Source organism: Pseudomonas sp. IT-P294 (assembly GCF_949767865.1).
Lineage (GTDB): Bacteria > Pseudomonadota > Gammaproteobacteria > Pseudomonadales > Pseudomonadaceae > Aquipseudomonas.
In genome coordinates, this window is the sequence record NZ_CATKQW010000044.1 from 328,751 (window position 1) to 351,717 (window position 22,967).

Below are 22,967 nucleotides of genomic sequence, written 5' to 3' on the forward strand. Positions count from 1 at the left end.
ACAGTCGCGTCACGCACGACTGTGGGATCGGTTTAGCCGATCAAACCTTACTTGATGCGCTGGCCGGGCTTGGCGCCGCTGTCAGGGCTGAGCAGGTAGATCTCTTCGCCGCCAGGGCCGGCAGCCATCACCATGCCTTCGGAGATGCCGAACTTCATTTTCCGTGGCTTGAGGTTGGCGACCATCATGGTCAGGCGACCATTGAGCTTGGACGGATCCGGATAAGCGCTCTTGATCCCGGAGAATACGTTGCGTTGCTCGTCACCGATGTCCAGGGTCAGGCGCAGCAGCTTGTCGGCGCCCTCAACGTGTTCAGCCTTGAGGATCAAGGCAACGCGCAGGTCGACTGCGGCGAAGGTGTCGAACTCGATTTCCGCAGACAGCGGATCCTTGGCCAGTTCACCGTTGCCGGCAGGTGCAGCGTCGCCGGTGTCGGTAGCGCTGGCGGTCAGGTCTTCCTTGGAGGCGTCACTCATGGCTTGCACTTTCACCGGGTCGATACGGGTCATCAGCGGCTTGAACTCGTTCAGCTGATGGTTGCTGAGCAACGTCGCGTGGTCGTTCCAGGTCAATGGCGCGACGTTCAGGAATGCCTCGGCATCGGCGGCCAGCAATGGCAGGACCGGCTTGAGGAAAATCACCAGCTGGCGGAACAGGTTGACGCCCAGGGCGCAGATGGCCTGGACTTCATCCTGTTTGCCTTCCTGTTTGTTCAGCGACCACGGCGCCTTGTCGGCGATCCAGGCGTTGGCGCGGTCGGCCAGGCCCATGATTTCACGCATGGCCCGGGCGAAGTCGCGCGCCTCATAGGCTTCGGCGATGCTTGGCGCTGCCGCCAGGAACGCTTCGGTCAGTTCCGGTGCGGCGTTGCCGGCCACCAGCAAACCACCGTTGCCCTTTTGGATAAAACCGGCGCAACGGCTGGCGATGTTGACGACCTTGCCGACCAGGTCGGAGTTGACCTTCTGCACGAAGTCTTCAAGGTTCAGGTCGAGGTCGTCGACGCCACGGCTCAGCTTGGCCGCGTAGTAATAGCGCAGGTATTCCGGCGACAGGTGATCCAGATAGGTCCGGGCCTTGATGAAGGTGCCGCGCGATTTGGACATTTTCTGACCGTTGACAGTCAGGTAACCGTGCACGTTGATACCGGTCGGTTTACGGAAACCGGCGCCTTCGAGCATCGCTGGCCAGAACAGGGCGTGGAAGTTGACGATGTCCTTGCCGATGAAGTGGTACAGCTCGGCGGTGGAGTCCTTGCCCCAGAACGCGTCGAAGTCCAGCTCCGGCGTGCGGTTGCACAGGTTCTTGAAGCTGGCCATGTAGCCGATCGGCGCGTCCAGCCAGACGTAGAAGTACTTGCCCGGCTCGTCCGGGATTTCGAAACCGAAGTACGGCGCATCGCGGGAGATGTCCCACTGTTGCAGGCCGGCATCCAGCCATTCGGCGATTTTGTTCGCCACGGCTTCTTGCAGGGTGCCGCTGCGGGTCCAGGTTTGCAGCATCTCCTGGAAGTCCGGCAGCTTGAAGAAGAAGTGCTGGGAATCCTTGAGCACCGGGGTGGCGCCAGAGATCGCCGACTTCGGATCCTTCAGGTCGGTCGGTGCGTAGGTCGCACCGCATTTTTCGCAGTTGTCGCCGTACTGGTCTTCGGTGCCACATTTCGGGCAGGTGCCCTTGATGAAGCGGTCGGCCAGGAACATTTTCTTTTCCGGGTCGAAGTACTGAGTGATCGAACGCTGGGCGATGTGCCCGGCGTCGCGCAGCTTCAGGTAGATCTGGCTCGACAGCTCACGGTTTTCTTCGGCGTGAGTGGAGTGGAAGTTGTCGAAGTCCACCAGGAACTCGGCAAAGTCGGCGCTGTGTTCAGCCTGGACGTTGGCGATCAGTTGTTCCGGGGTGATGCCTTCCTTTTCCGCGCGCAGCATGATGGCCGAACCGTGGGCGTCGTCGGCGCAGACATAGATGCATTGATTGCCGCGGTGCTTCTGGAAACGCACCCACATATCGGTCTGGATGTATTCCAGCATGTGGCCAAGATGGATCGAACCATTGGCATAGGGCAGGGCGCTGGTAACGAGGATCTTGCGTGGCTCGGACATGGGGCTCGGCTACTTGATGAAACGGAGGTCGGCCACTATAAAGCGCCAGCGCATATTTTTCACCCCCGAGAACCTTATGCACGGTCTGAGAAATTGCGTGTGGCCATGGGATAATTGTCACATTCTGAAAGCATGCCGTCCGGCCTTTAGAACAGGTAGGATACCCGCCTGATTTTCAGTCCTGCTATCGGAGTTGCCCATGAGCGCCGTCAATCGCGCAGCGGTGGAAGCCGTCCTTCGCCAATACACCGACCCTTACCTGAACCAGGACCCGGTCAGCGCCGGGTGTGTGCGCAACATCGACATCCAGGGCGATCGCGTCAGCGTCCAGCTGGAATTGGGTTACGCCGCCGGCCTGTTCAAGAGTGGCTGGTCGCAAATGCTGCAAATGGCGATCGAAGGCCTCGACGGCGTGACGACTGCTCGCGTTGACATCACCAGCGTGATTGCTGCCCACAAGGCCCAGGCGCAAATTCCAGGCCTGGCCAACGTCAAGAACGTGGTGGCCGTGGCGTCCGGCAAGGGTGGCGTGGGCAAATCCACCACCGCCGCCAACCTTGCGCTGGCCCTGGCCCGTGAAGGCGCCAAGGTCGGGATTCTCGATGCGGATATCTATGGTCCGAGCCAGGGCATCATGTTCGGCATCCCCGAGGGCACCCGGCCGAAGATCAAGGATCAGAAGTGGTTCGTGCCGATCGAATCCCATGGCGTCGAAGTGATGTCGATGGCGTTCCTGACGGACGACAACACGCCGATGGTCTGGCGTGGGCCGATGGTGTCCGGCGCGCTTCTGCAACTGGTAACGCAGACCGCCTGGGGCGATCTGGATTACCTGGTCATCGACATGCCGCCAGGCACCGGGGACATCCAGCTGACCCTGGCGCAGAAAGTCCCGGTGGCCGGTGCAGTCATCGTCACCACCCCGCAGGATCTGGCATTGCTGGATGCGCGCAAAGGCGTCGAGATGTTCCGCAAGGTCAACATCCCGGTGTTGGGCGTGGTGGAAAACATGGCCGTGCACATCTGTTCCAACTGCGGACATGCCGAGCATCTGTTCGGTGAGGGCGGTGGGGTGAAGCTGGCCAGCCAGTACGGCGTTGAGCTACTGGCCTCGTTGCCGCTGGCGATGGCCATCCGCGAACAGGCCGATGGCGGCAAGCCAACCGTGATCGCCGAGCCGGACAGCCCGATTGCGATGGTGTACCAGGAACTCGCCCGCCACGTTGGCGCGCGGATTGTGTTGCAGGAAGCGGTATCGCCGGCAATGCCGAACATCACCATCAGCGACGATTGATATCCATCAATCAACACTGAAACCTGTGGGAGCGAGCTTGCTCGCGATAGCGGTGTAACAGTCACCATCAAGGGTGGATGTTATGGCCCCATCGCGAGCAAGCTCGCTCCCACAGTTGTTTTGGGGGGGCCTTAGATGCGCAACCCGCCATCCATTTCCAGGATCCGGCCGGTGTAGTAATCGTTCTCGAAAATGTACGCCGCCGAATGGGCGATCTCGTCCGGCTTGCCCATTCGCTTGAGCGGAATACCGGCCGTCATTTTCTCTAGCGCTTCGGGCTTCATGCCCAGGGTCATTTCGGTTTCGATGAAGCCCGGCGCAATGCCCGCCACACGAATACCGTAGCGCGCCAGTTCCTTGGCCCAGGTCACGGTCGCCGCTGCCACACCGGCCTTGGCGGCAGAGTAGTTGGTCTGGCCAACGTTGCCGGCACGGGAAATCGAGGAGATATTGATGATCGCGCCGCTGTTGTTCAGCTCGACCATTTTGGCCGCGACTTCACGGGTACACAGGAACACGCCGGTCAGGTTGACGTCGATCACCGCCTGCCACTGGGCCAGGCTCATCTTGGTCATTTCGCCGTCCTTGACCTTCAACAGCAGGCCGTCGCGCAGGATCCCGGCGTTGTTGATCAGGCCATGAATCGCGCCGAAATCTTCAGCCACCTGGGCGACCATGTGCGTGACCTGCTCTTCATTGGCAACGTTGCACAGGTAAGCACGGGCTTCGACACCCTTGGCCTTGCAAGCGGCGACGGTGTCGTCGAGCTTTTCCTGGTTCAAGTCGACCAGCGCAAGTTTCGCGCCTTTGCCTGCGAAATACTCGGCCATGGAACGGCCTAAACCCTGGCAACCGCCAGTGATAATGATTACTTTGTCGGTGAGTTGCATTCGCATGCCCCAGTAGCAGGTTGGAGTGGTCTTCCTTCTAGAGAGCCTCTCGATCTGCACCGGATGTGGCCTGGTTGCACATGAGAACTGCCCCGATGGCGTACTGGAAACTATCCCCAGGCGCCTGTCCGTTTTTTCGACGGATTCTATTTAAGGAGTCATAAATTGAGCGTAGAAGCGGCCAAGAATGCCCGAGAATTGCTTCTCAAGGAATACCGTGGGGTGTTGTCGACACACTCCAAGTCGATGCCGGGTTTCCCGTTTGGCTCCGTCGTTCCTTACTGCCTCGACGAGCAGGGGCGGCCGCTAATCCTTATCAGCCGCATCGCACAGCACACCCATAACCTGCAAAAAGACCCGAAATGTTCGTTGTTCGTGGGCGAGCGCGAGGCCGATGACGTGCAAGCCGTTGGTCGCCTGACTTACCTCGCCGAAGCAGAAAAGCTCGAGGACGATGCGGCCATCGAAGCGGCGGCGGAACGTTACTACCGCTATTTCCCTGATTCGCAGAGCTACCACAAGGCTCACGATTTCGATTTCTGGGTGCTCAAGCCTGTGCGTCACCGCTACATCGGTGGTTTTGGCGCGATTCACTGGGTCGATCACCTGACCCTGGCCAACCCGTTTGCCGGCAAAGCCGAAGCGAGTATGGTCGAGCACATGAATGCCGATCACGCCAAGGCCATCGCTCATTACGTCGATCTGGCAGGCCTGCCCAAAACCGAGCCGGCGCAACTGGCGGGCATCGACACTGAAGGCATGCACCTGCGCATTGGTCAGGCCCTGTACTGGCTGCCGTTTCAAGCGCCTTGTAATACGCCGACACAAGTGCGCGAAGCCTTGGTTTTCCTGGCCCACGCCGAGCATTGGCCGAAAAATGAAGTGGCCGGTGCTTGAATTCACGAATCGGCGACGTCATCTAGGGAAGACTGGCAAGGCATTCTTGCGTTGAGGAACCATTTGATGCGCCCTTTTTTATTGCTCTTTGTACTGTTTCCGGTGTTGGAGCTGTTCGTATTCGTCAAGGTCAGCGGGGCGATCGGGTTTTTCCCGGCCCTGCTGCTGATTATTCTCGGCTCGATGCTCGGCGTGTTCGTGCTCCGCATCGCCGGTCTGGCCACTGCATTGCGGGCGCGTGAAAGCCTGAACCGCGGCGAACTGCCGGCGCAGACCATGCTCGAAGGCCTGATGCTGGCCCTGGCGGGCGGTCTGTTGATCCTGCCGGGTTTCGTCACCGACGTCCTGGGCTTGATCATGTTGCTGCCGATCTCCCGTCGACTGCTGGCCAATAAAATGCGCCAGCGCGCCGAGGAACAAGCGATCCGTCAGCGTGCGTTCGCCGATGACCTGCAACCCCGAGGCGGTCCTGCTCCGCGAGCGCCGCTGGGCCGCGAGCCCAATGTGATCGAAGGCGAGTTCGAACACCGCGATTCCAAGTAACACCTTTCAATGACACGGCACCTTTGGGTGCCGTGTTCGTTTTTGGGGCAACAAGGTGAAAATTTTTTGCTGCCCGCCCTTGTAATCAGCTTGTACGCCCTTATGTAACGGTCACCGCAAGGTTTCTGGCGATCACGCCAGACAGACTTCCGCGTCTCGCTTGTCGAGCCGCACCCGGCACCGCCGGATTTGTTAAACCCGCCGGGAATACACCGGCCGATGAAAACCACAATTAGGAGAGATCGACAATGAAGCTTCGTCCTCTGCATGACCGCGTCGTTATCCGTCGCAGCGAAGAAGAAAAGAAAACCGCTGGCGGTATCGTCCTGCCAGGTTCGGCTGCTGAAAAGCCAAACCAGGGTGAAGTCCTCGCTGTAGGCCCAGGCAAAGTGCTGGACAACGGTGAAGTGCGTGCACTGTCCGTGAAAGTGGGTGACAAGGTTGTGTTCGGCCCGTACTCCGGCAGCAACACTGTGAAAGTTGATGGCGAAGACCTGGTTGTAATGGCTGAGAACGAGATTCTCGCTGTTGTCGAAGGCTGATTCCCCCGCTCATTTTCCCGCTACTACAAAGTATTTAAGGAATATCGATCATGGCTGCTAAAGAAGTTAAATTCGGCGATTCCGCCCGCAAGAAAATGCTCGCCGGTGTCAACGTCCTGGCTGACGCAGTAAAAGCGACCCTGGGCCCTAAAGGCCGTAACGTGATCATCGAGAAAAGCTTCGGCGCTCCGACCATCACCAAGGACGGCGTTTCCGTTGCCAAAGAAATCGAGCTGAAAGATCGCTTCGAAAACATGGGCGCGCAGCTGGTCAAAGACGTTGCCTCCCGTGCCAACGATGACGCAGGCGACGGCACCACCACCGCTACCGTTCTGGCTCAGTCGATCGTCAACGAAGGCCTGAAAGCCGTCGCTGCCGGCATGAACCCGATGGACCTGAAACGCGGTATCGACAAAGCGACCATCGCTATCGTCAAAGAGCTCAAAGCACTGTCCAAGCCTTGCGCTGACACCCGTGCAATCGCTCAGGTCGGCACCATCTCGGCCAACTCCGACAGCTCCATCGGCGACATCATTGCCGAAGCCATGGAAAAAGTCGGTAAAGAAGGCGTGATCACCGTTGAAGAAGGCTCGGGCCTGGAAAACGAACTGTCGGTTGTTGAAGGCATGCAGTTCGACCGTGGCTACCTGTCCCCGTACTTCGTCAACAAGCCAGAGACCATGACCGCCGAACTCGACGGTCCGCTGATCCTGCTGGTCGACAAAAAGATCTCCAACATCCGCGAAATGTTGCCAGTACTGGAAGCCGTTGCCAAAGCCGGCCGTCCACTGCTGATCGTGGCCGAAGACGTTGAAGGCGAAGCCCTGGCGACTCTGGTTGTGAACAACATGCGTGGCATCGTTAAAGTCGCAGCCGTCAAGGCTCCGGGCTTCGGCGACCGTCGCAAGGCCATGCTGCAGGACATCGCTGTCCTGACTGGCGGTACCGTTATCTCCGAAGAGATCGGTCTGAGCCTGGAAAGCACTACCCTGGAACACCTGGGTAATGCCAAGCGCGTGATCCTGTCCAAAGAAAACACCACCGTGATCGACGGTGCCGGCGTTGAGGCTGACATCCAGGCTCGCGTTCTGCAGATCCGTCAGCAAGTGGCCGACACTTCGTCCGACTACGACCGTGAAAAACTGCAAGAGCGTCTGGCCAAGCTGTCCGGCGGCGTTGCAGTGATCAAGGTTGGCGCTGGTTCCGAAGTAGAAATGAAAGAGAAGAAAGCCCGCGTTGAAGACGCCCTGCACGCTACCCGTGCAGCCGTTGAAGAAGGCGTGGTACCTGGCGGCGGCGTGGCACTGGTTCGCGCTCTGCAGGCTATCTCCGAACTGAAAGGCGACAACGCTGATCAGGACGTTGGTATCCAGTTGCTGCGTCGCGCTGTTGAAGCGCCACTGCGCCAGATCGTTGCTAACTCCGGTGACGAGCCAAGCGTAGTTGTCGACAAGGTCAAGCAGGGTTCGGGTAACTACGGTTACAACGCTGCTACCGGCGAATACGGCGACATGATCGAAATGGGTATCCTCGACCCGGCTAAAGTGACTCGTTCGGCTCTGCAGGCAGCGGCTTCCATCGCTAGCCTGATGATCACCACCGAAGCCATGATCGCCGAGATCAAGGAAGACGGTCCAGCTGGCGGCATGCCAGACATGGGCGGTATGGGCGGCATGGGCGGCATGATGTAAGCCAGCCTTACCCTGTACGAAAAAACCCCGCTGGCGTGAGCCAGCGGGGTTTTTTATTGTGCGGATTTCGTGGGGGAGGGATCGGTTGATTGCCGGAGCGAGCAACCTCACTCCCGCATTTAGAACGGTGTATCAGGCGCGGGCGGGTACTGCTTTGTCTATTCGCCCGGCCTTTAAAGCGGGTCGATACAGGATGTAGTAATACGACCCCAGACAGATCAGCCAGCAGAAAATCGCCGTCCACACGTTGTGGGAGAAGAAGTGCGCGCCCTGCATCATCCGACTGATGGAAAACACCGAGCCCAAGGCGAAAGCGAACACAAACGCCTGGCGGGCCAGACGCGGACGACGATCACGCAGGACAAAGAAAAGCGCGAACAGTGTGAAGCCGGTAGCGGCATGACCACCCGGCCAGCAACGGCCTGGCTTGTCGGTGTGCGGGCGCGGGCTGAGCAGTTCGCTGTAGGTCTCATGCCCGCCGAATTGCTCGAGGCTCCAGGGACATTGCACCGCGGTCACCGCTTTCATCGGCGTCACGAATGAAGTCGCCAACGCCAACGACAGCACCAGACAACCCAGTTCACGCTTGAGTGGCTTGAGCTTGTCCATGAAAAAGGAGCCGATGAAGGCGAGGATAGCAAACACCGAAAACGCGATGACCACTTGCTTGGCGCGGGTGTGGACGATGGTTTCCAGGAAGTAACTGTGGCGCCCGATGAAATTCCCGGCGACCGGGTCGTAGAACAGTTTGGCCAGGTCCATGTCCAGCGATGTCAGCTCGAGCAACATCAAAATGATGGCCGCAACGGCGGGGACACCCAGGCATACCCAGAAATTGAGCGGGCGTGGGGTGGGACGGACAGCGGATGATGACATGAGAGATCCTGCGATTGAATAAACCCCGGGGCATCAGCCCGGGGCCATTCGATTAACGTTCGCTGACTTGGCCGGCACCCTCCATGGGCGCTCTCCAGCCAAGCAGCTGTTGCTTGAAGCCATAACTGGCGGTTTGGTAATACGTGATGGCGCGAGTGATCAACGGATCGCTGTTGGTGGCACGTGACTCGCGACTTTCGGTCAACGCATCATCGTGGCGGCGCAATCCTTGCCGGGGGCTCAGGATCGCCAGATTTTTGCCATCGAACAAGCCCAGATGCTGATAATTGCCAACCACCACGCGTGGCGGCAGCGGATTATCCTGCAACAGGTTACGGCCGAAGAACGTCGACTGATAATCCAGGTTCAGCAGGCCCAGCAAGGTCGGGGCGAGGTCGATCTGACTGGCCAGTTGCGCCGTTTCTCGAGCTTCAATCAATTTCGGCGCATAGACGAACAGTGGAATCTGATAGTTGCTGATCGGCAAATCCTCTTTGCCCGCGCTGCCGGCCGTGTGGTCGGCGACAAAGACAAAGATGGTGTTATCAAACCACGGCTTCTTGCGTGCCTGATCCAGGAACTGACCGATGGCATAGTCAGTGTATTTCACCGCACCGTCACGACCGTTGCCGGATTTGATGTCGATCCGGTTGTCGGGATAGGTATAAGGACGGTGATTGGAGGTGGTCATCAGTTGCAGCAAGAAAGGCTGTTGTTTGGCGTGGTCGGCATCGGCCAGCTTCAACGTCTGGGCATACAGGTCTTCATCCGCCATGCCCCAGGCATTCTTGAAGTGAATTTCGGCTTCATCGACGCTGCTCTGGTCGACCACGCGGTAACCGTTACCGCTGAAGAATGCGTTCATGTTGTCGAAGTAACCACGACCGCCATAGACGAACACGCTGTCGTAGCCCACCGCGGAAAGTTGCTGCCCGAGGCTGGCGAACCCGCTTTCACGCCCCACACGCTTGACGATCGAGCGCCCCGGCGTTGGCGGGATCGCCAGCGTGATGGCTTCCAGACCACGATCGGTGCGGGTGCCAGTAGCGTAGAAATTGTTGAAATACAGGCTCTGCTTGCGCAAGACGTCGAGATTAGGGGTCAGGTTACGGCTGTCACCATTGCTGCCCATGTACTTGGCGCTGAAACTCTCGATGGTCACCAGTACGATATTGGGCTTTCGCAGCGTCCCCGGGTTGTCGATCATGCGGCGGATGTCCTGCGGGTCTTCGCCAACGAAACGAGCATTGGGTTCGCTCAGTTCGGTACGAATCTGCTGGGCAACGACGGCGGGCGGCAGGCTGCTGTAGAACTGCGGATAATCCAGTTCATTGTTACGGAAGGCGGCGAAGAACTGGTAGGGGCCATTGCTTGCCAATTCGTTCTGATAGGCGTTCCCGCCTTGAGCGCGCGGCGCGTCCTGGCTGAGTAACTGCAGGCTCAGGCCGGCAACGAGCAACAGAGCCACGGCATTCAACAACCGATTGCGCAGAGGCGGCAGCGGTGCATCCAGCGCGCTATTGAATGGTTTGCGCAAGGCAAAGCTCAAGGCTACCGCCAGTGCCGCGAGTATGCTCAGCAGTGTACCGATGGGATAGGATTCGAGCAGGTTGTTCAGCACTTCGTCGGAATACACCAGGTAATCGACGGCGATGAAATTGAAGCGCACACCGAACTCATCCCAGAACAACCATTCGGCTACCGAAACGAACAGCATGGCGAACAGGCTGACGGTCAATAGCCCCTGAAGGAACCAGCGATGACCACGGCGGCGCCACAAGGCGGGTGGACAGAGCAGCAAATAGAGCCCCATCGGCAGTGCCGCGTAGGCAATGAAGCCCAGGTCGTACAGCAAGCCAACGCCAAATACCGAGAGAAAGCCGCTGCCGGCCTCATCCAGGTGCGTGAGCAGCAGGACCGTTCGGGTCAGTGTGAAAATGGCCAGCCAGGCGCCTGTTACGAGCAGCAGAAAGCGTATTGGCGCAGTCTTGAAGAAGTCCATTATGCGAATATTCCTTAATTGCAATCGCGCGAGAGTCTCACTCAACCGCAGAGAGACGCTCTGTGAATCGATAGTGAAAAGCTTTTCAAGCCCTTCATTTGGTTGAGCGGATTGATTCTCGCACAGTTCCGCCCTAGCCCTGAATCACACTTGGCCTTAAGCTGCGCGGGCCATGACGGCCGTTACTGTGTGCGGAGGAGGTGCCCATGCGAATTCTATTGGTTGAAGACAACCGCGATATCCTGGCCAATCTGGCCGATTACCTGGGGCTCAAAGGCTACACCGTGGACTGTGCGCAGGACGGTTTGTCAGGCCTGCATCTGGCGGCTACCGAACATTACGATTTGATCGTACTCGATATCATGTTGCCCGGGATCGACGGCTACACCCTGTGCAAACGCCTGCGCGAAGACGCCCGCCGGGATACGCCGGTGATCATGCTCACTGCGCGTGACCAACTCGATGACCGGCTGCAAGGCTTCAAGTCCGGTGCCGACGACTACCTGATCAAACCGTTCGCCCTGTCCGAACTGGCGGCCCGCATCGAAGCCGTCATGCGTCGTACCCAGGGTGGCGGTCGCCGATCCTTGCAAGTGGGCGATTTGAGTTACGACCTCGACACGCTGGAAGTGACCCGTGAAGGCCGTCTGCTCAAACTCAACCCGGTCGGCCTCAAGCTGCTCGCCGTGCTGATGCAGAAAAGTCCCCATGTGCTGCGTCGCGAAATTCTCGAAGAGGCCCTGTGGGGCGATGACTGCCCGGACAGCGACAGCCTGCGCAGCCACGTGCATCAGCTGCGTCAGGTGATCGACAAGCCATTCGCCAAGCCATTGCTGCAAACCGTTCACGGTGTGGGTTATCGCTTGGCCGAGGGCCGTGATGGAGTTTAAGCAGAGCCTTGCTCAACGGATCATCATCGCCTTTGCGTTGATGAGCGCGCTGGTGGCGGGGGCCTTTGCCATGGGCATTGTGGCGACCGTGCACCTGGTGGAAGAAAAGCTGATTTCGGCCGGGCTGGGCGGCGATTTGCAGCGCCTGTTGCTGATGGACAGTGTCTCGGACTGGAGCCATCGCCCCGAGCCAGACCAATTGTTCTACTTCAGCGGCGGGCCGGGAGACTTTGCGCTACCCAAGGATTTGCGCAACCTTGATGCCGGTTTTCACGAGGTTTTTCGCGAGAATCTTTCATATCACGCGATAGTCGAAATCGTTGATGGCCGGCGGTACGTCCTGCTTCAAGACCAAAGCGATTTCGAAGAACGTGAGCGGGTGCTGTTTGCCGTGGTGCTGGTCGGCTTCGTGCTGAGCCTGGCGTTGGCGGTCTTTCTCGGCTGGATCCTGGCGCGCAAAGTGATGGCGCCGGTCGTACGACTCGCCCGCCAAGTGCGCCATCGCGATCAACTGCTGGGGCTGGCCCCGCCTCTGGCTCCAGACTATGCCGCTGACGAAGTGGGCGAACTGGCCGTTGCCTTCGACGCCACACTTGGGCGTTTGCGCCAGGCACTGACCCGTGAGCGATTGTTTACCAGTGACGTCAGCCACGAACTGCGCACACCATTGATGGTACTGGCCAGTTCCTGTGAGTTACTGCTGGAAAATCCCCACCTTGACCCGCGCGGCCACGCCCAGGTCGAGCGCATTGCCCGCGCGTGCGAAGAGATGCGCGAGCTGGTGCAAACATTCTTGATGTTGGCCCGGGCGCAACGAGAAGACGCCAGCATGTCGCCGCAGCAATCGGTCCGTCAGATAGCCGACGGGCTGCTCAATCTGTGGCGCGAACCGATCGAAGCCAAAGGGCTGAATCTGATCTTCGAACCGGGCGATCCGCAGGACACAGGCTACAACGCCACCCTCTTGCACGCGGTGATGGGTAATCTGCTGCGTAACGCACTGCATTACACAGAAGACGGTTTCATCCGCCTGACGCTGACCGCTACGGGGTTCATTGTCGAGGACAGTGGCGTGGGCATTCCGGAGGATAAGCGCGAAGCGATGTTTGAACCGTTCGTGCGTGGCAGCGAGAAACGCGGCGAGGGTCTGGGGCTTGGGCTGTCACTGGTACAGCGCATCTGCGAGAACCAGGGGTGGAGTGTCAGCCTGACCAACATGGAACCCAATGGCTGTCGTTTTGAGGTGGAATTGAGCCAGAAGTAGTCTGGGGCGGCACAACAAAATCGAGCTCCAAGCTCTCATCGTTCTCGTGAATGATCGTGAAATGATTGGCTGTCTACAGCACACTTTTTTCACAAAGGGATGACCTGAGACTCACACGAATCTACCTATGGTGGTGGTCATCTGAAGTTCAGGAGACCGCTATGATGGATGGACCGATCAAATTTTTCTCTGAGAAATACGACGATCAGCACGCTCAACGGTACTTGCGCAAGCACCAGAACGGGCTGGGACGCCGATTGTCCCACTGGCGTGACGAGCAGTTGGTGCGTAAGGCGCTGGCACTGGCCGGCGAGCCTGGGCTGGTACTCGATCTGCCGTGCGGTGCGGGGCGTTTCTGGCCAGTGCTGGCAGAAAAAGCCAACCGCGCCATCATCGGGGCTGATAGTTCCGAATCGATGTTGAAGGTCGCAGCCAAGGCGCAACCGGCTGACGTGGTCAAACGGATAAAACGTTTGCAGACTTCAGCATTCGATATCGGCTTGCCCAATAATGCCGTCGACTGCATTTTCTGCATGCGTTTGCTCCATCACATTGGTGACGCTGAACACCGAATGACCATTCTGCGCGAATTCGAACGTGTCACACGCGACAGCGTCATTATCTCGTTGTGGGTCGACGGCAATTTCAAGTCGTGGAAACGCAAGCGTGCAGAAAAGCAGCGTGGGCAGGAAAATTACCAAAACCGGTTCGTATTACCGGCGGCCACCGTAGAAAAGGAGTTTGAACAGGCGGGTTTCCGCATTCAGGAACAATTGGACTTTTTACCGCTCTATGCCATGTCGCGGGTTTACGTATTACGCAAGAGGTAACAGATGGCAGTGCAATGTGCAGCAGAAACGGAAGTCGCTCCCCAGGACCGCTTCGACTATTTCTGGAATCAGCGCGGTGAATGGGTAGAAGAACCCAACGTCCGTCGCGGTGGAGAAAGTGGCGTACAGCGAGTCAATGGCAGCGACGGCCAGCTGCTCTACACCAAGCGCCAGACCGGACATATTCATCGCAGTTGGTTGCACCCCTTTGGCCGACCGACGGTGTTGCGCGAGCGTGATGCCCTGATTGGTTTGCGCGAGTTGGGCGTGCGCGTACCTGAAATGGTGTTCTGTGGCGCACAACGTGACCCTGCGCACAAATGGCGCGCCTTGCTGGTGACCAAGTCGCTGGACGGTTTCGAGGAAATCGAACATTGGTACGCGGGCGGTGGGCGTGAGCGTCATGGTGAAGCGGTCCATGAACGTGTGTTGAAGGATCTGGCCGAGAACCTTGCCCGTATGCACAAGGGCCGTTGGCAGCACAGCTGCATCTATATCAAGCACGTCTTCGTGCGTGTCACCGGCGAAGGTGATTCAGCCAAGGCTGAAATCGCGTTGATCGATCTGGAAAAATGCCGCCAGCGTCTGAACGCTCAGCAGGCGGCTGCCCATGACATGAAACAACTGCGTCGCCATTCGTCGTTCAGCGATACGGACTGGACAAATCTCGTCTATTTTTATGAGACGGCGTTCGGCAGCGCTATCAAAGGTTTATAGCGATGAAACTCGAAATTGCACGAGGTTTGTTTTTAGCAGGAGCCTTGGCAGTTGCTTCGTTGGCGGTGGCTGCCTGGGAGCAGCCCCGCACGCAGGTCATCAGTTCCGTGAGCGCTGATGCTCACTGTCCGTTGCCACGCGTTGCCAAGGCATCCGTGGCGACTCATCCCGATCATGATTTATTGCTGTTCATGTTCGGACTCTCTCAAGGAATGAGGCCACAAAGTTGAACAGACTCAAGCCAAAATAAAAGGCCTCGATAATTCGAGGCCTTTTTTTTGTGTCCTTTTTTTTAAAAGTCGCCAGTCGCTCCCAAAGGGCTCAGACGCTTTGTTTGACGTCGGGCTTGGCCAGCAGCGTGTAAATGCACGGCAGTACGAACAACGTGAACAACGTTCCGATCGACATGCCGGTGGCGATCACCGTGCCGATATCAAACCGGCTCACGGCGCCAGCCCCCGTGGCGATGATCAACGGCACCATGCCGAACACCATCGCCGCTGTGGTCATCAACACTGGGCGAAGCCGAATCGCCGCCGCTTGCTCGACCGCCTCGCGCGGCGTCAGCCCCTTGTCCTTTCGCAGCTGGTTGGCGAACTCGACGATCAGAATCCCGTGCTTGCTGATCAGCCCGATCAAGGTCACCAGCCCCACCTGGGTATAGATGTTCATGCTTGACCAACCCAGGAACAGCGGGATCAGTGCGCCACAGATCGACAGCGGCACGGTGACCAGAATCACCAGCGGATCACGGAAGCTTTCGAACTGGGCCGCCAGCACCAGGAAAATAATCGCCAGTGCCAGGGCAAAAGTCACCCACAGTGCGCTGCCTTCCTGGACGTATTGGCGTGACGCACCGGCATAATCCATGGCATATCCGGCCGGCGCTTCTTCCCGTGTGATTTGACGCACGGTGTCGATGGCTTCACCCATGCTCACCAGCGGGACCCCGGAGAGAATGGCCGAGTTGAGTTGCTGGAACTGGTTCAATTGCCGTGGACGCGCCCGGTCGCTCACCGTGATCAGGGTCGACAACGGCAGCAATTCACCTTTGGTGTTCCTGACGTAGTAGTTGTTCAGCCACTCGGGGTTATCCCGGAACGGTCGCTCGACCTGCGCAATGACTTTGTAACTGCGCCCTTCAATGGTGAAACGGTTGATCTCCGCCTCACCCAGCATCGTCGCCAGTGTCCCGCCCAGGTCCTGCATGGACACGCCCATCTGTGCCGCCTTCGCCCGATCGATGTCGACCACGACTTCCGGTTTGTCGAAGGCCAGGTCGACGTCGACGAAAGCGAACTTGCCGGAGTCCCTCGCACGTTTTTTCACCCGGTCCATTACCTGCAGCAACGACTCGTAATCTTTGGCCGAGTTGATCACGAACTGAAACGGCAACCCTTCGCCGGTGCCGGGCAAGGAGGGCAGGTTGAAACCGAAGATCTGCAGTCCGGCGATGCTCTCCAGTTTGCGCTGGACCTCGGGCAGGATTTGCATCTGCGTGCGGTGGCGTTCGTTCCACGGCTTGAGCAGAAAGCCGCCAATCCCCGATTGCACGCCGTTGAAACCATTAATCTGGAACGAAGAGTAATACTCGGGAAACGCTTTGAAGATCGAGATGAATTCGTCGGTGTAGGCGCTCAGATAGTCAAGGTTGGCTGGTTGTGGGGCGTTGGATATCATGAAAATGACGCCTTGATCCTCGTTCGGCGCCAGTTCCGACTTAGTGAATTTGAGCAGCACTGGAATCAGGCACAGCACGATCAGCGCAAACACCAGCACCACCGGCCGGGTATTCAATGTTCCGTGCAGCAGGCTCTGGTAGCGGCGCTTGAGGCCTTCGAAAATCAGGTCCAGCCGGTGCGCCAGGCCGCTGGGGTTTTCATCGTGACGCAGCAAAAAGGCGCACATCATTGGCGACAGGGTCAGCGCCACCACGCCGGAAATCACCACGGCCCCGGCCAGCGTCAGGGCGAACTCCTTGAACAGCGCCCCCGTCAGCCCCGTCAGGAAACCGATTGGCGCATAAACCGCCGCCAGCGTGATAGTCATCGAAACCACCGGCATCGCGATTTCTCGTGCGCCTTCAATGGCCGCGTCGATAGGCGTTTTGCCCTCTTCGATGTGACGGTGAATGTTCTCGACCACCACGATGGCATCGTCCACCACCAACCCGATGGCCAGCACCATCGCCAGCAGGGTCAGCAGGTTGATCGAGTACCCCATCATCTGCATGAAGAACATCACGCCGATCATCGACAGCGGAATGGTCACCACCGGGATCACCACCGACCGCAGCGCACCCAGGAACAGGAACACCACCACGATCACGATCAACACCGCTTCGAACAGGGTTTTCACCACCTCGTCGATCGAAGCCTGAATGAACAACGTGGCGTCGTAGGCGATCTCACTCTTGAGGTTTGGCGGCAGCTGGGCTTCCAGCTCCGGCATGATCTTGCGCACTTCCTTGATCACGTCCAGCGGGTTGGCCCCCGGCGTGGCCTTGATGCCGATGTACACCGACGGCGTACCGCCGAAGGAACTGATGGAGTTGTAGTTCTCCGCGCCCATTTCAACCCGCGCGACATCGCTCAGCAGGACCCGGCTGTCGCCGACGACTTTCAGTGGAATCGCGGCAAAGGCTTCGGCGGACTTGAGCTCGGTGTTGGCGTTGATGCTGGTGACCACGTACTCGCCTTTCACTTCACCGGCGGCGGAGAGAAAGTTGTACTGGCGCACCGCGTTGGTCACGTCGCTGGCGCTCAGGCCGAAACCGGCCAACTTCACCGGGTCCAGCCACAGGCGCATGGCAAACACCTGGTTGCCGAGAATTTCCGCCTCGGCCATGCCCGGCAGGGTGGCGAGTTTGGGTTGAATGACTCGCGACAAGTAGTCGGTGATCTGCGGGTTGCTCAGCTCCTTGCTGAAGAAACTGATGTACATGAGCGCCGAGGCGTCGGCGGCTTCCTTGCTCAGCACCGGATCTTCAGCGTCCTGGGGCAGCTGATTCTTGACCTCGTTGGCCTTGGCCAACAGCTCGGTGAACAAGCGGTCGCTGTTGGAGCCGATGCGCGCATAGACCGAGATCACCGAGAAGTTCTGGCGACTGACCGAGGTCATGTAGTCGATGCCCTCGGCGCTCGCCAGGCTCTGTTGCATCGGTTGGGTGATGTAGCCCTGAATGGTCTCGGCGTTGGCCCCCGGATACGCGGTGGTCACAGTGATCAAGGCGTTTTCCATTTGCGGGTATTGGCGCAGCGGCAGCTTGCTCCAGGCCTGAAAGCCCAGCAGCACAATCAACAGGCTCACCACGGTGGCGAGCACCGGGCGGCGGATGAACGGGTCAGTAAAAGCCATGGGGATTCCTTGATCAGTCCGCGCGCGGCGGGCTGTTCTTCTCGGCTAGAGTCTTGTCGTCGCTGATGGCAATGTGGGCGCCGTTGTCCAGTTTTATCTGACCGGCCGTGACCACTTTTTCGCCGTTCTGCACGCCCTTGGTAATCATCACTCGCCCGTCGCGACGCTCGCCGGTTTCGATGAAACGCCGCTCCGCGATCAGGACGGGTTGCCCCTTGTCATCTTTTACGACGCTGCCGTCTTCGGCTTTTTTCTGCGCCACCACGTACAGCGAGTTGCCGTAGAGGGTGTAGGTAATCGCGCTTTCCGGTACGACGATGCGCGGCTGCGGGTCGGGCAACAACACCTGCAGGCTGGCGAACATGCCCGGCAGCAATTTTCCATCGGGGTTGGCCAGGGTCGCGCGGACCTGCACATTACGCGTGGTGTTTTCGACTTTCGGGTTGATCGCACTGATGGTGCCGGGGAAGGTTTCTTTCGGATACGCCGCGACGATGACCTGCACCGACTGGCCGATGCCGATCTTCGGTATTGACTGCTCGGGCACGAAGAAATCGACATAAAGACTGCTGAGGTCCTGCAGCGTAGCGATCATCGTGCCGCTGGCGACATAGTCGCCGACATCGACCTGACGAATACCGATGGTGCCGCTGAACGGGGCGAGAATGCGCTTTTTCGCAAGCGAAGCCTTGAGCTGGTTGACCGTGGCCTGATCCTTTTTCATGATCGCCGAGAGTCGGTCGAACTCACCTTTGGAGATGGCCTGGCTACCCACCAGTTGGCTACCGCGGTTGTAATTGACTGTCGACAGCCCGAGGTCCGCCATTGCGGTTTCCAGCAACGCCTTTTCCACATCGCTGTCGAGCTGCACGATCGGTTGACCGGCCTTGACCTTCTGCCCTGACTGGAACTGCACATCCGTGACGGTGCCGGCAGTTTCAAGGCTGAGGTCGACCCCTTGCAGCGCCTTCAGCGTGCCGACCGTGGGCAGGCGCGCTTGCCACGGCTGCTCGGTCGCGGTGGCCACGGCGACACTGATCGGTGGTCTCGGCGCGGAAAAGCCTTGAATCATCGTGTAGATGGAGAAAGCTTTGTAAGCGGCCAGGACCAGCACGATCAGCAGAACAATACCCAACATGATCAGCATGCGGCGACGCAGCATAGTTCCAGTTCCTTGGAGAAATCAGGTGAGACAGTCCGGCACATTACCCCGAGTCGGAGGGGGTTTCCAACTGGTAGAACTTACAGACGGACAGCGTCACGCCCTGTAGCCGCTGCCGAAGGCTGCGCCTGCGGCTACAGGAGACCGTGTCTAGATGAGGTGAAGGTGGTTGTCCCAAAGACCGGCGGGAAGCTCCAGTGGTTTTGCAACCAAATCTGTCTGACGGCAATCGTAGAACCGGCAGCGGCCCTGACCTGAGGTCACGACAAATCCATCCGCCACGGCACCCACTCCGGCGCAATCAGGAAGCGGCGCGTCCAGGCGCACTTCGCCGCTGTCCATGTCCCAGATAAAGAAGCGGTTACCGCGCGGCGCGGTCAAGGCGACCAGCCGCAACTCACTGTGTACCGCGACGCTGGCGGTGTAATGCCCCATCGCCTGCAACTGATGCTCAGGCACCGGGAACGCCACGAACGGTTGGCCGGGACGCTTGATCGCCAGCAATTCTGAAGACTCGTGGGACGGCCCCATGAATTGCTGACCGGCGACGATGGTACCGTCGCTGGCGATCCCCAGATGACGCACGCTGTTCATTTGCTGGGCGAGGGTTTCCTTGCTCAACAGCGTACCGTCGCGTTGCATCAGCACCAGGCTCGGTTCCATGGCGTTGAGGTTCATCTCGACCCGGCTTTCAGCCTCGGTGCGAATGCCGCCGTTGGCCACCACCAGCGTCTCGCCATCGGGCATCCACGACACCTGATGCGGACCGATGCCATGGGTCGAAATCTCGCCACTGTGCACCAGTCGTTCGCCCTCGAACTTATACACACCCAGTAATCCGCGACCCGGATCGGAGGTGTCGTTTTCGGTGGCGTACAGCCAGTCACCGCTCTTGTGAATCACCGCATGACCATAGAAATGCCGGTTCGGCTGCGAGACCACGGTTTGCAGCAGCGTGCCGTCGCGCAGGTCGATCAGGTAACTCTCGGTGCCCGGACGCCGGGCGACGAACAGTGCGATCGGCAGCGTCGGGTGGTTAATGATGTCGTGGCAACGCTGGCCGACCCGGGTGGCGAACACCCGGGTGCCGTCCAGCCGATAACCGACGGCGTAGTGCTGGCCGTCGGTATCGTCCCGTGCCGAGAGCAGCAGCGGGCTTTTGTCCTTTTGCTTGAACAGCGTCCAGCCGCCCAGTGTCACTGCTCCCAGCAGCAAACTACCTAAAGTCAGAGCCTGACGTCGCAGCATGGCACTCGCCCTCATCAGTCACCGTCGTTGGCGTTGAAGCCCAGTTGAATGCCCAGCGCCTTGGCCAGTTCGCCTTCGTGCAAGCGATGGACGACGTTGAGGCTGTCGTAAAGGTCGTTGAGTTGCTGGCGCCCGGCGTCATCGTTGAGCATTTCGGTGAGCGAACGCTGGTTGCTGGCGAACAGTTTCAGGGAGGCTGCGTAAGCGGCATCGATCTTGTCGGCCAACGGCTTCTGCTCGCTCGGCAACAGACCGCGAAGGCCTTTGTTGTCGACGCCTTCCCACACCGTTCTGGCGGCGGCGAGGCTGGCTTCCATGCCCGTCAGGGATGACTGGCTGCGCCATGCATCGGCCTGGAACGGTTGTGGCACGCCCTTGGTCTGGCGGCCCATCGGCGTGCCGAGTTTTTTCTTCAGGGTGTCGAGGGCGGTGACCTGCACACGCAGCAGATCGGCGATGGCTTCGTGGGAATCGGCGTAGCGCTGGTTCGGGAATTTGCTCAATTGCGCGAGCATGCCGTCGGTGTTGTTCCAGGTTTTCAGGATCTCTTCGGCCAGCTGTTTCTGCCGCTCGCCAATTGCCTTCAACAGCGGGCAATACCTGGCTTTCTGCGCTTCATTGGCCACGTCCGGCTTGCTGTCGAACAGGATGTATTCGTAGGCGGAAAGGCCCTGCACCACGACGCTGGACTTGGCCAGCGCAGCGGCATCGATCTGCGGCTGCGCGGTGACCAGTTGTTCGACCTGACGGCCCACAAGGTTTTTCTTGTCCGGCCAGAACTGCACCTGCCAGGCGCGATTGCCCTCGGCCAGCGGCCCGATCAGCAGTGGTTGCAGTTCGGCCCAGGCTTTCTGCGCATGCAGGAAGTCGGCGCGGGCGGTGTCGAGGTTTTCCTTGCCTTCGCAGTAGGCGAGGGCGCTGACGGCCAATTGGCGGTCGGCTTCAACCCAGCGCGTGTAGGTCGGCAGGATAACGGACTTGGCAATCGCCGCCGAGGTGACGGCTTGTGGGTCCTGTGGCGAACAGGCGCCCAAGGCTAGCGCTGCAAGGCTGGTGAATAACAACTTGGGACGGAACATGTCGGGCTCCCGATTCTTGATCAGTGTTCAAAGAGAATTCAAAAACGCCAGCAACGCAGCGCGCTGCTCGGCATTGAAAGACAAAACCTGTTGCTGCGCGGCCTGGGCTTCGCCGCCATGCCAGAGCACGGCTTCGAGCAGGTTGCGGGCGCGGCCGTCATGCAGGAACTGGGTATGGCCACTGACCGCCTGCGTCAGGCCGATGCCCCACAACGGCGGGGTGCGCCAGTCACGGCCACTGGCCTGGAATTCGCTGCGGTTGTCCGCCAGACCGTCGCCCATGTCGTGCAGCAGCAGATCGCTGTATGGGCGAATCACTTGATTGGCCAGTTCAGGTTCGGCGGCGTTGGCGGCGGTGGTGTATTTGGGGGTGTGACAGGACTGGCATCCGGCCTGGAAAAACAGGTTCTTGCCGGCCAGCACTTCGGGCGCGTTGACATCGCGACGTGCCGGTACGGCAAGGTTGCGGCTGTAGAACAGCACCAGGCGCAGGATGTTATCGCTGACTTCCGGCTCACCGTCCGGGCCATTGCCGTTGGGGGCCTGCTTGCAGGCGGTTTGCGCATTGGTGCAGTCGTCGATGGGCCTCAGGCTTGTGGTCAGGCCCATGTCACCGGAAAACGCGTGGACGTTTTGTTGATTCAGGTTCGGTTGTCCGGCCTTCCAGCCAAATCGACCGAGGACGGTTTTTTGTTGCGCGTCATCCCAGACCCGGTTCGGGCGTCCGGCGATGCCGTTTTTGTCCTTGGCCTGGGCTTCGGCGTTGGACAGGATCGCCTCGTCGGGAATGGCTTCGAGCAAGCCCAGGCCGATCATCGGTGGCGCGACCCTGGCCGAGAATCGGGTGTCGGGGTGCATCGGGCCATAGCCCAACTGGGAAATGTTCAGGCTCGGCTTGCGCAATTCGACTTCGGTGCCGTCCTTGAAACGCACCGGGACCGATGTGTAATCAACACGTACTTTGCCTTCCGGCGCCACGCCCGGCACGGCCATGTCCTGGAGCTGACCTCCGTAGACCGGCTCCGGAACCACACCCAATTGCTCGATGACCTTGGCGTAGGCCGGCGCGTCGGGGATCGACAAACGCACCAGCATCGACACCGCATTTGGCGCATCGGGTGTCGGCGGATGACCGCGGCCATCCTTGATATGGCAGTTCTGGCAGGCGTTGGTGTTGAACAACGGGCCGAGGCCATCGCGGGCGGTCGTGGTCGATGGAGCGATCACCCAGGGGCTGCGGAAGAAACTGTTGCCGACACTGAAGTCCACGCGCCGTGACGGCGGCAGGTTGGCGGAGGGCAGGGAAAAGGCGTTCTGATCGGACTTGCGCACGGTCGCTGCACCACCGGACCGGGATTCACCGGGTTCGGCCTTGGTAAAACGCGGGGCGTCATCGCAGGCACTCAGGCCCAGGGCCAGCAACAGTGCGGACAAGCGAAGAAGCAGCGAGGGCATCAGACATCCTGCAAGACGAGCAAAACAAGGGCGCAAAGTCTAACAGGGCACGGGAGTTTGAATAAGAGGAATTATCGTTTACTTGATGTGGGGCAAGAATTATTGGGCTAACACGATCCCCCTGTGGGAGT

General features: G+C 59.2%; 19 protein-coding genes. 10 read left to right on the top strand and 9 right to left on the bottom strand.

Features of this window, described 5'->3' with window-relative positions:
- Positions 1–47: 47 nt before the first annotated feature.
- Entirely contained in the window at positions 48–2,099 is a 2,052-nt protein-coding gene (gene metG, locus ACM6I0_RS24290; protein ID WP_414923473.1) for a methionine--tRNA ligase, read from the bottom strand.
- Positions 2,100–2,298: 199 nt separating this feature from the next.
- On the opposite strand from metG, the gene apbC reads away from it, so the two are divergent.
- The gene (gene apbC, locus ACM6I0_RS24295; protein ID WP_285429519.1) at positions 2,299–3,393 is read left to right on the top strand and encodes an iron-sulfur cluster carrier protein ApbC; all 1,095 of its coding nucleotides are present in this window, start codon (positions 2,299–2,301) and stop codon (positions 3,391–3,393) included.
- Between the two features lie 131 nt (positions 3,394–3,524).
- On the opposite strand, the gene ACM6I0_RS24300 is transcribed toward apbC, so the two are convergent.
- The gene (locus tag ACM6I0_RS24300; RefSeq protein ID WP_208669672.1) at positions 3,525–4,283 is read right to left on the bottom strand and encodes an SDR family oxidoreductase; all 759 of its coding nucleotides are present in this window, start codon (positions 4,281–4,283) and stop codon (positions 3,525–3,527) included.
- A gap of 165 nt (positions 4,284–4,448) precedes the next feature.
- On the opposite strand from ACM6I0_RS24300, the gene ACM6I0_RS24305 reads away from it, so the two are divergent.
- The 4 genes from ACM6I0_RS24305 (at position 4,449) to groL (ending at position 7,956) form a co-directional block, all read left to right on the top strand.
- Positions 4,449–5,180: a HugZ family protein gene (locus ACM6I0_RS24305; protein WP_414923474.1), complete on the top strand. Its 732-nt coding sequence runs from the start codon at positions 4,449–4,451 to the stop codon at positions 5,178–5,180.
- Between the two features lie 66 nt (positions 5,181–5,246).
- Positions 5,247–5,723 carry an FxsA family protein gene (locus ACM6I0_RS24310; protein WP_285429522.1) on the top strand — a complete coding sequence of 159 codons (477 nt, stop codon included), beginning with the start codon at positions 5,247–5,249 and terminating at the stop codon, positions 5,721–5,723.
- 248 nt (positions 5,724–5,971) lie between these two features.
- Entirely contained in the window at positions 5,972–6,265 is a 294-nt protein-coding gene (locus tag ACM6I0_RS24315) for a co-chaperone GroES (RefSeq protein ID WP_033057492.1), read from the top strand.
- Positions 6,266–6,315: 50 nt separating this feature from the next.
- Entirely contained in the window at positions 6,316–7,956 is a 1,641-nt protein-coding gene (gene groL / locus ACM6I0_RS24320) for a chaperonin GroEL (RefSeq protein WP_414923475.1), read from the top strand.
- Between the two features lie 132 nt (positions 7,957–8,088).
- Here groL and ACM6I0_RS24325 read toward each other — a convergent pair whose 3' ends face one another.
- Complete coding sequence (locus ACM6I0_RS24325) at positions 8,089–8,832, bottom strand: phosphatase PAP2 family protein (RefSeq protein WP_414923476.1); 744 nt, start codon at positions 8,830–8,832, stop codon at positions 8,089–8,091.
- Between the two features lie 52 nt (positions 8,833–8,884).
- Positions 8,885–10,834, bottom strand: coding sequence for an LTA synthase family protein (locus tag ACM6I0_RS24330; RefSeq protein ID WP_414923477.1), 1,950 nt, complete (start codon positions 10,832–10,834; stop codon positions 8,885–8,887).
- Positions 10,835–11,040: 206 nt separating this feature from the next.
- Between ACM6I0_RS24330 and colR the strand changes: the two genes are divergently transcribed.
- The 5 genes from colR (at position 11,041) to ACM6I0_RS24355 (ending at position 14,765) form a co-directional block, all read left to right on the top strand.
- The gene (colR, locus tag ACM6I0_RS24335) at positions 11,041–11,724 is read left to right on the top strand and encodes a two-component system response regulator ColR (RefSeq protein WP_090180812.1); all 684 of its coding nucleotides are present in this window, start codon (positions 11,041–11,043) and stop codon (positions 11,722–11,724) included.
- The gene (locus tag ACM6I0_RS24340; protein ID WP_285429530.1) at positions 11,714–12,988 is read left to right on the top strand and encodes a sensor histidine kinase; all 1,275 of its coding nucleotides are present in this window, start codon (positions 11,714–11,716) and stop codon (positions 12,986–12,988) included. Before colR ends, ACM6I0_RS24340 begins: the two co-directional genes overlap by 11 nt.
- A 164-nt stretch (positions 12,989–13,152) precedes the next feature.
- Complete coding sequence (locus ACM6I0_RS24345; RefSeq protein WP_414923485.1) at positions 13,153–13,818, top strand: class I SAM-dependent methyltransferase; 666 nt, start codon at positions 13,153–13,155, stop codon at positions 13,816–13,818.
- A gap of 3 nt (positions 13,819–13,821) precedes the next feature.
- On the top strand, positions 13,822–14,535 hold the full coding sequence (locus tag ACM6I0_RS24350; RefSeq protein WP_285429532.1) for a lipopolysaccharide kinase InaA family protein: 714 nt from the start codon (positions 13,822–13,824) through the stop codon (positions 14,533–14,535).
- A gap of 2 nt (positions 14,536–14,537) precedes the next feature.
- On the top strand, positions 14,538–14,765 hold the full coding sequence (locus ACM6I0_RS24355; protein ID WP_090180820.1) for a hypothetical protein: 228 nt from the start codon (positions 14,538–14,540) through the stop codon (positions 14,763–14,765).
- A 91-nt stretch (positions 14,766–14,856) separates the two neighbouring features.
- Here ACM6I0_RS24355 and ACM6I0_RS24360 read toward each other — a convergent pair whose 3' ends face one another.
- The 5 genes from ACM6I0_RS24360 to ACM6I0_RS24380 form a co-directional block, all read right to left on the bottom strand.
- Positions 14,857–17,892, bottom strand: coding sequence for a multidrug efflux RND transporter permease subunit (locus ACM6I0_RS24360; protein ID WP_414923478.1), 3,036 nt, complete (start codon positions 17,890–17,892; stop codon positions 14,857–14,859).
- Positions 17,893–17,905: 13 nt separating this feature from the next.
- A complete protein-coding gene (locus ACM6I0_RS24365) occupies positions 17,906–19,054 on the bottom strand; it encodes an efflux RND transporter periplasmic adaptor subunit (protein ID WP_414923479.1) in 1,149 nt (382 codons plus the stop codon).
- A 150-nt stretch (positions 19,055–19,204) separates the two neighbouring features.
- Positions 19,205–20,302 (bottom strand): DUF1513 domain-containing protein, encoded by a 1,098-nt coding sequence (locus ACM6I0_RS24370; protein WP_414923480.1) that lies wholly within the window; start codon positions 20,300–20,302, stop codon positions 19,205–19,207.
- 14 nt (positions 20,303–20,316) lie between these two features.
- Positions 20,317–21,381 carry an imelysin family protein gene (locus tag ACM6I0_RS24375; protein ID WP_285429541.1) on the bottom strand — a complete coding sequence of 355 codons (1,065 nt, stop codon included), beginning with the start codon at positions 21,379–21,381 and terminating at the stop codon, positions 20,317–20,319.
- 27 nt (positions 21,382–21,408) lie between these two features.
- A complete protein-coding gene (locus tag ACM6I0_RS24380) occupies positions 21,409–22,836 on the bottom strand; it encodes a di-heme oxidoredictase family protein (RefSeq protein WP_414923481.1) in 1,428 nt (475 codons plus the stop codon).
- Positions 22,837–22,967 lie beyond the last annotated feature (131 nt).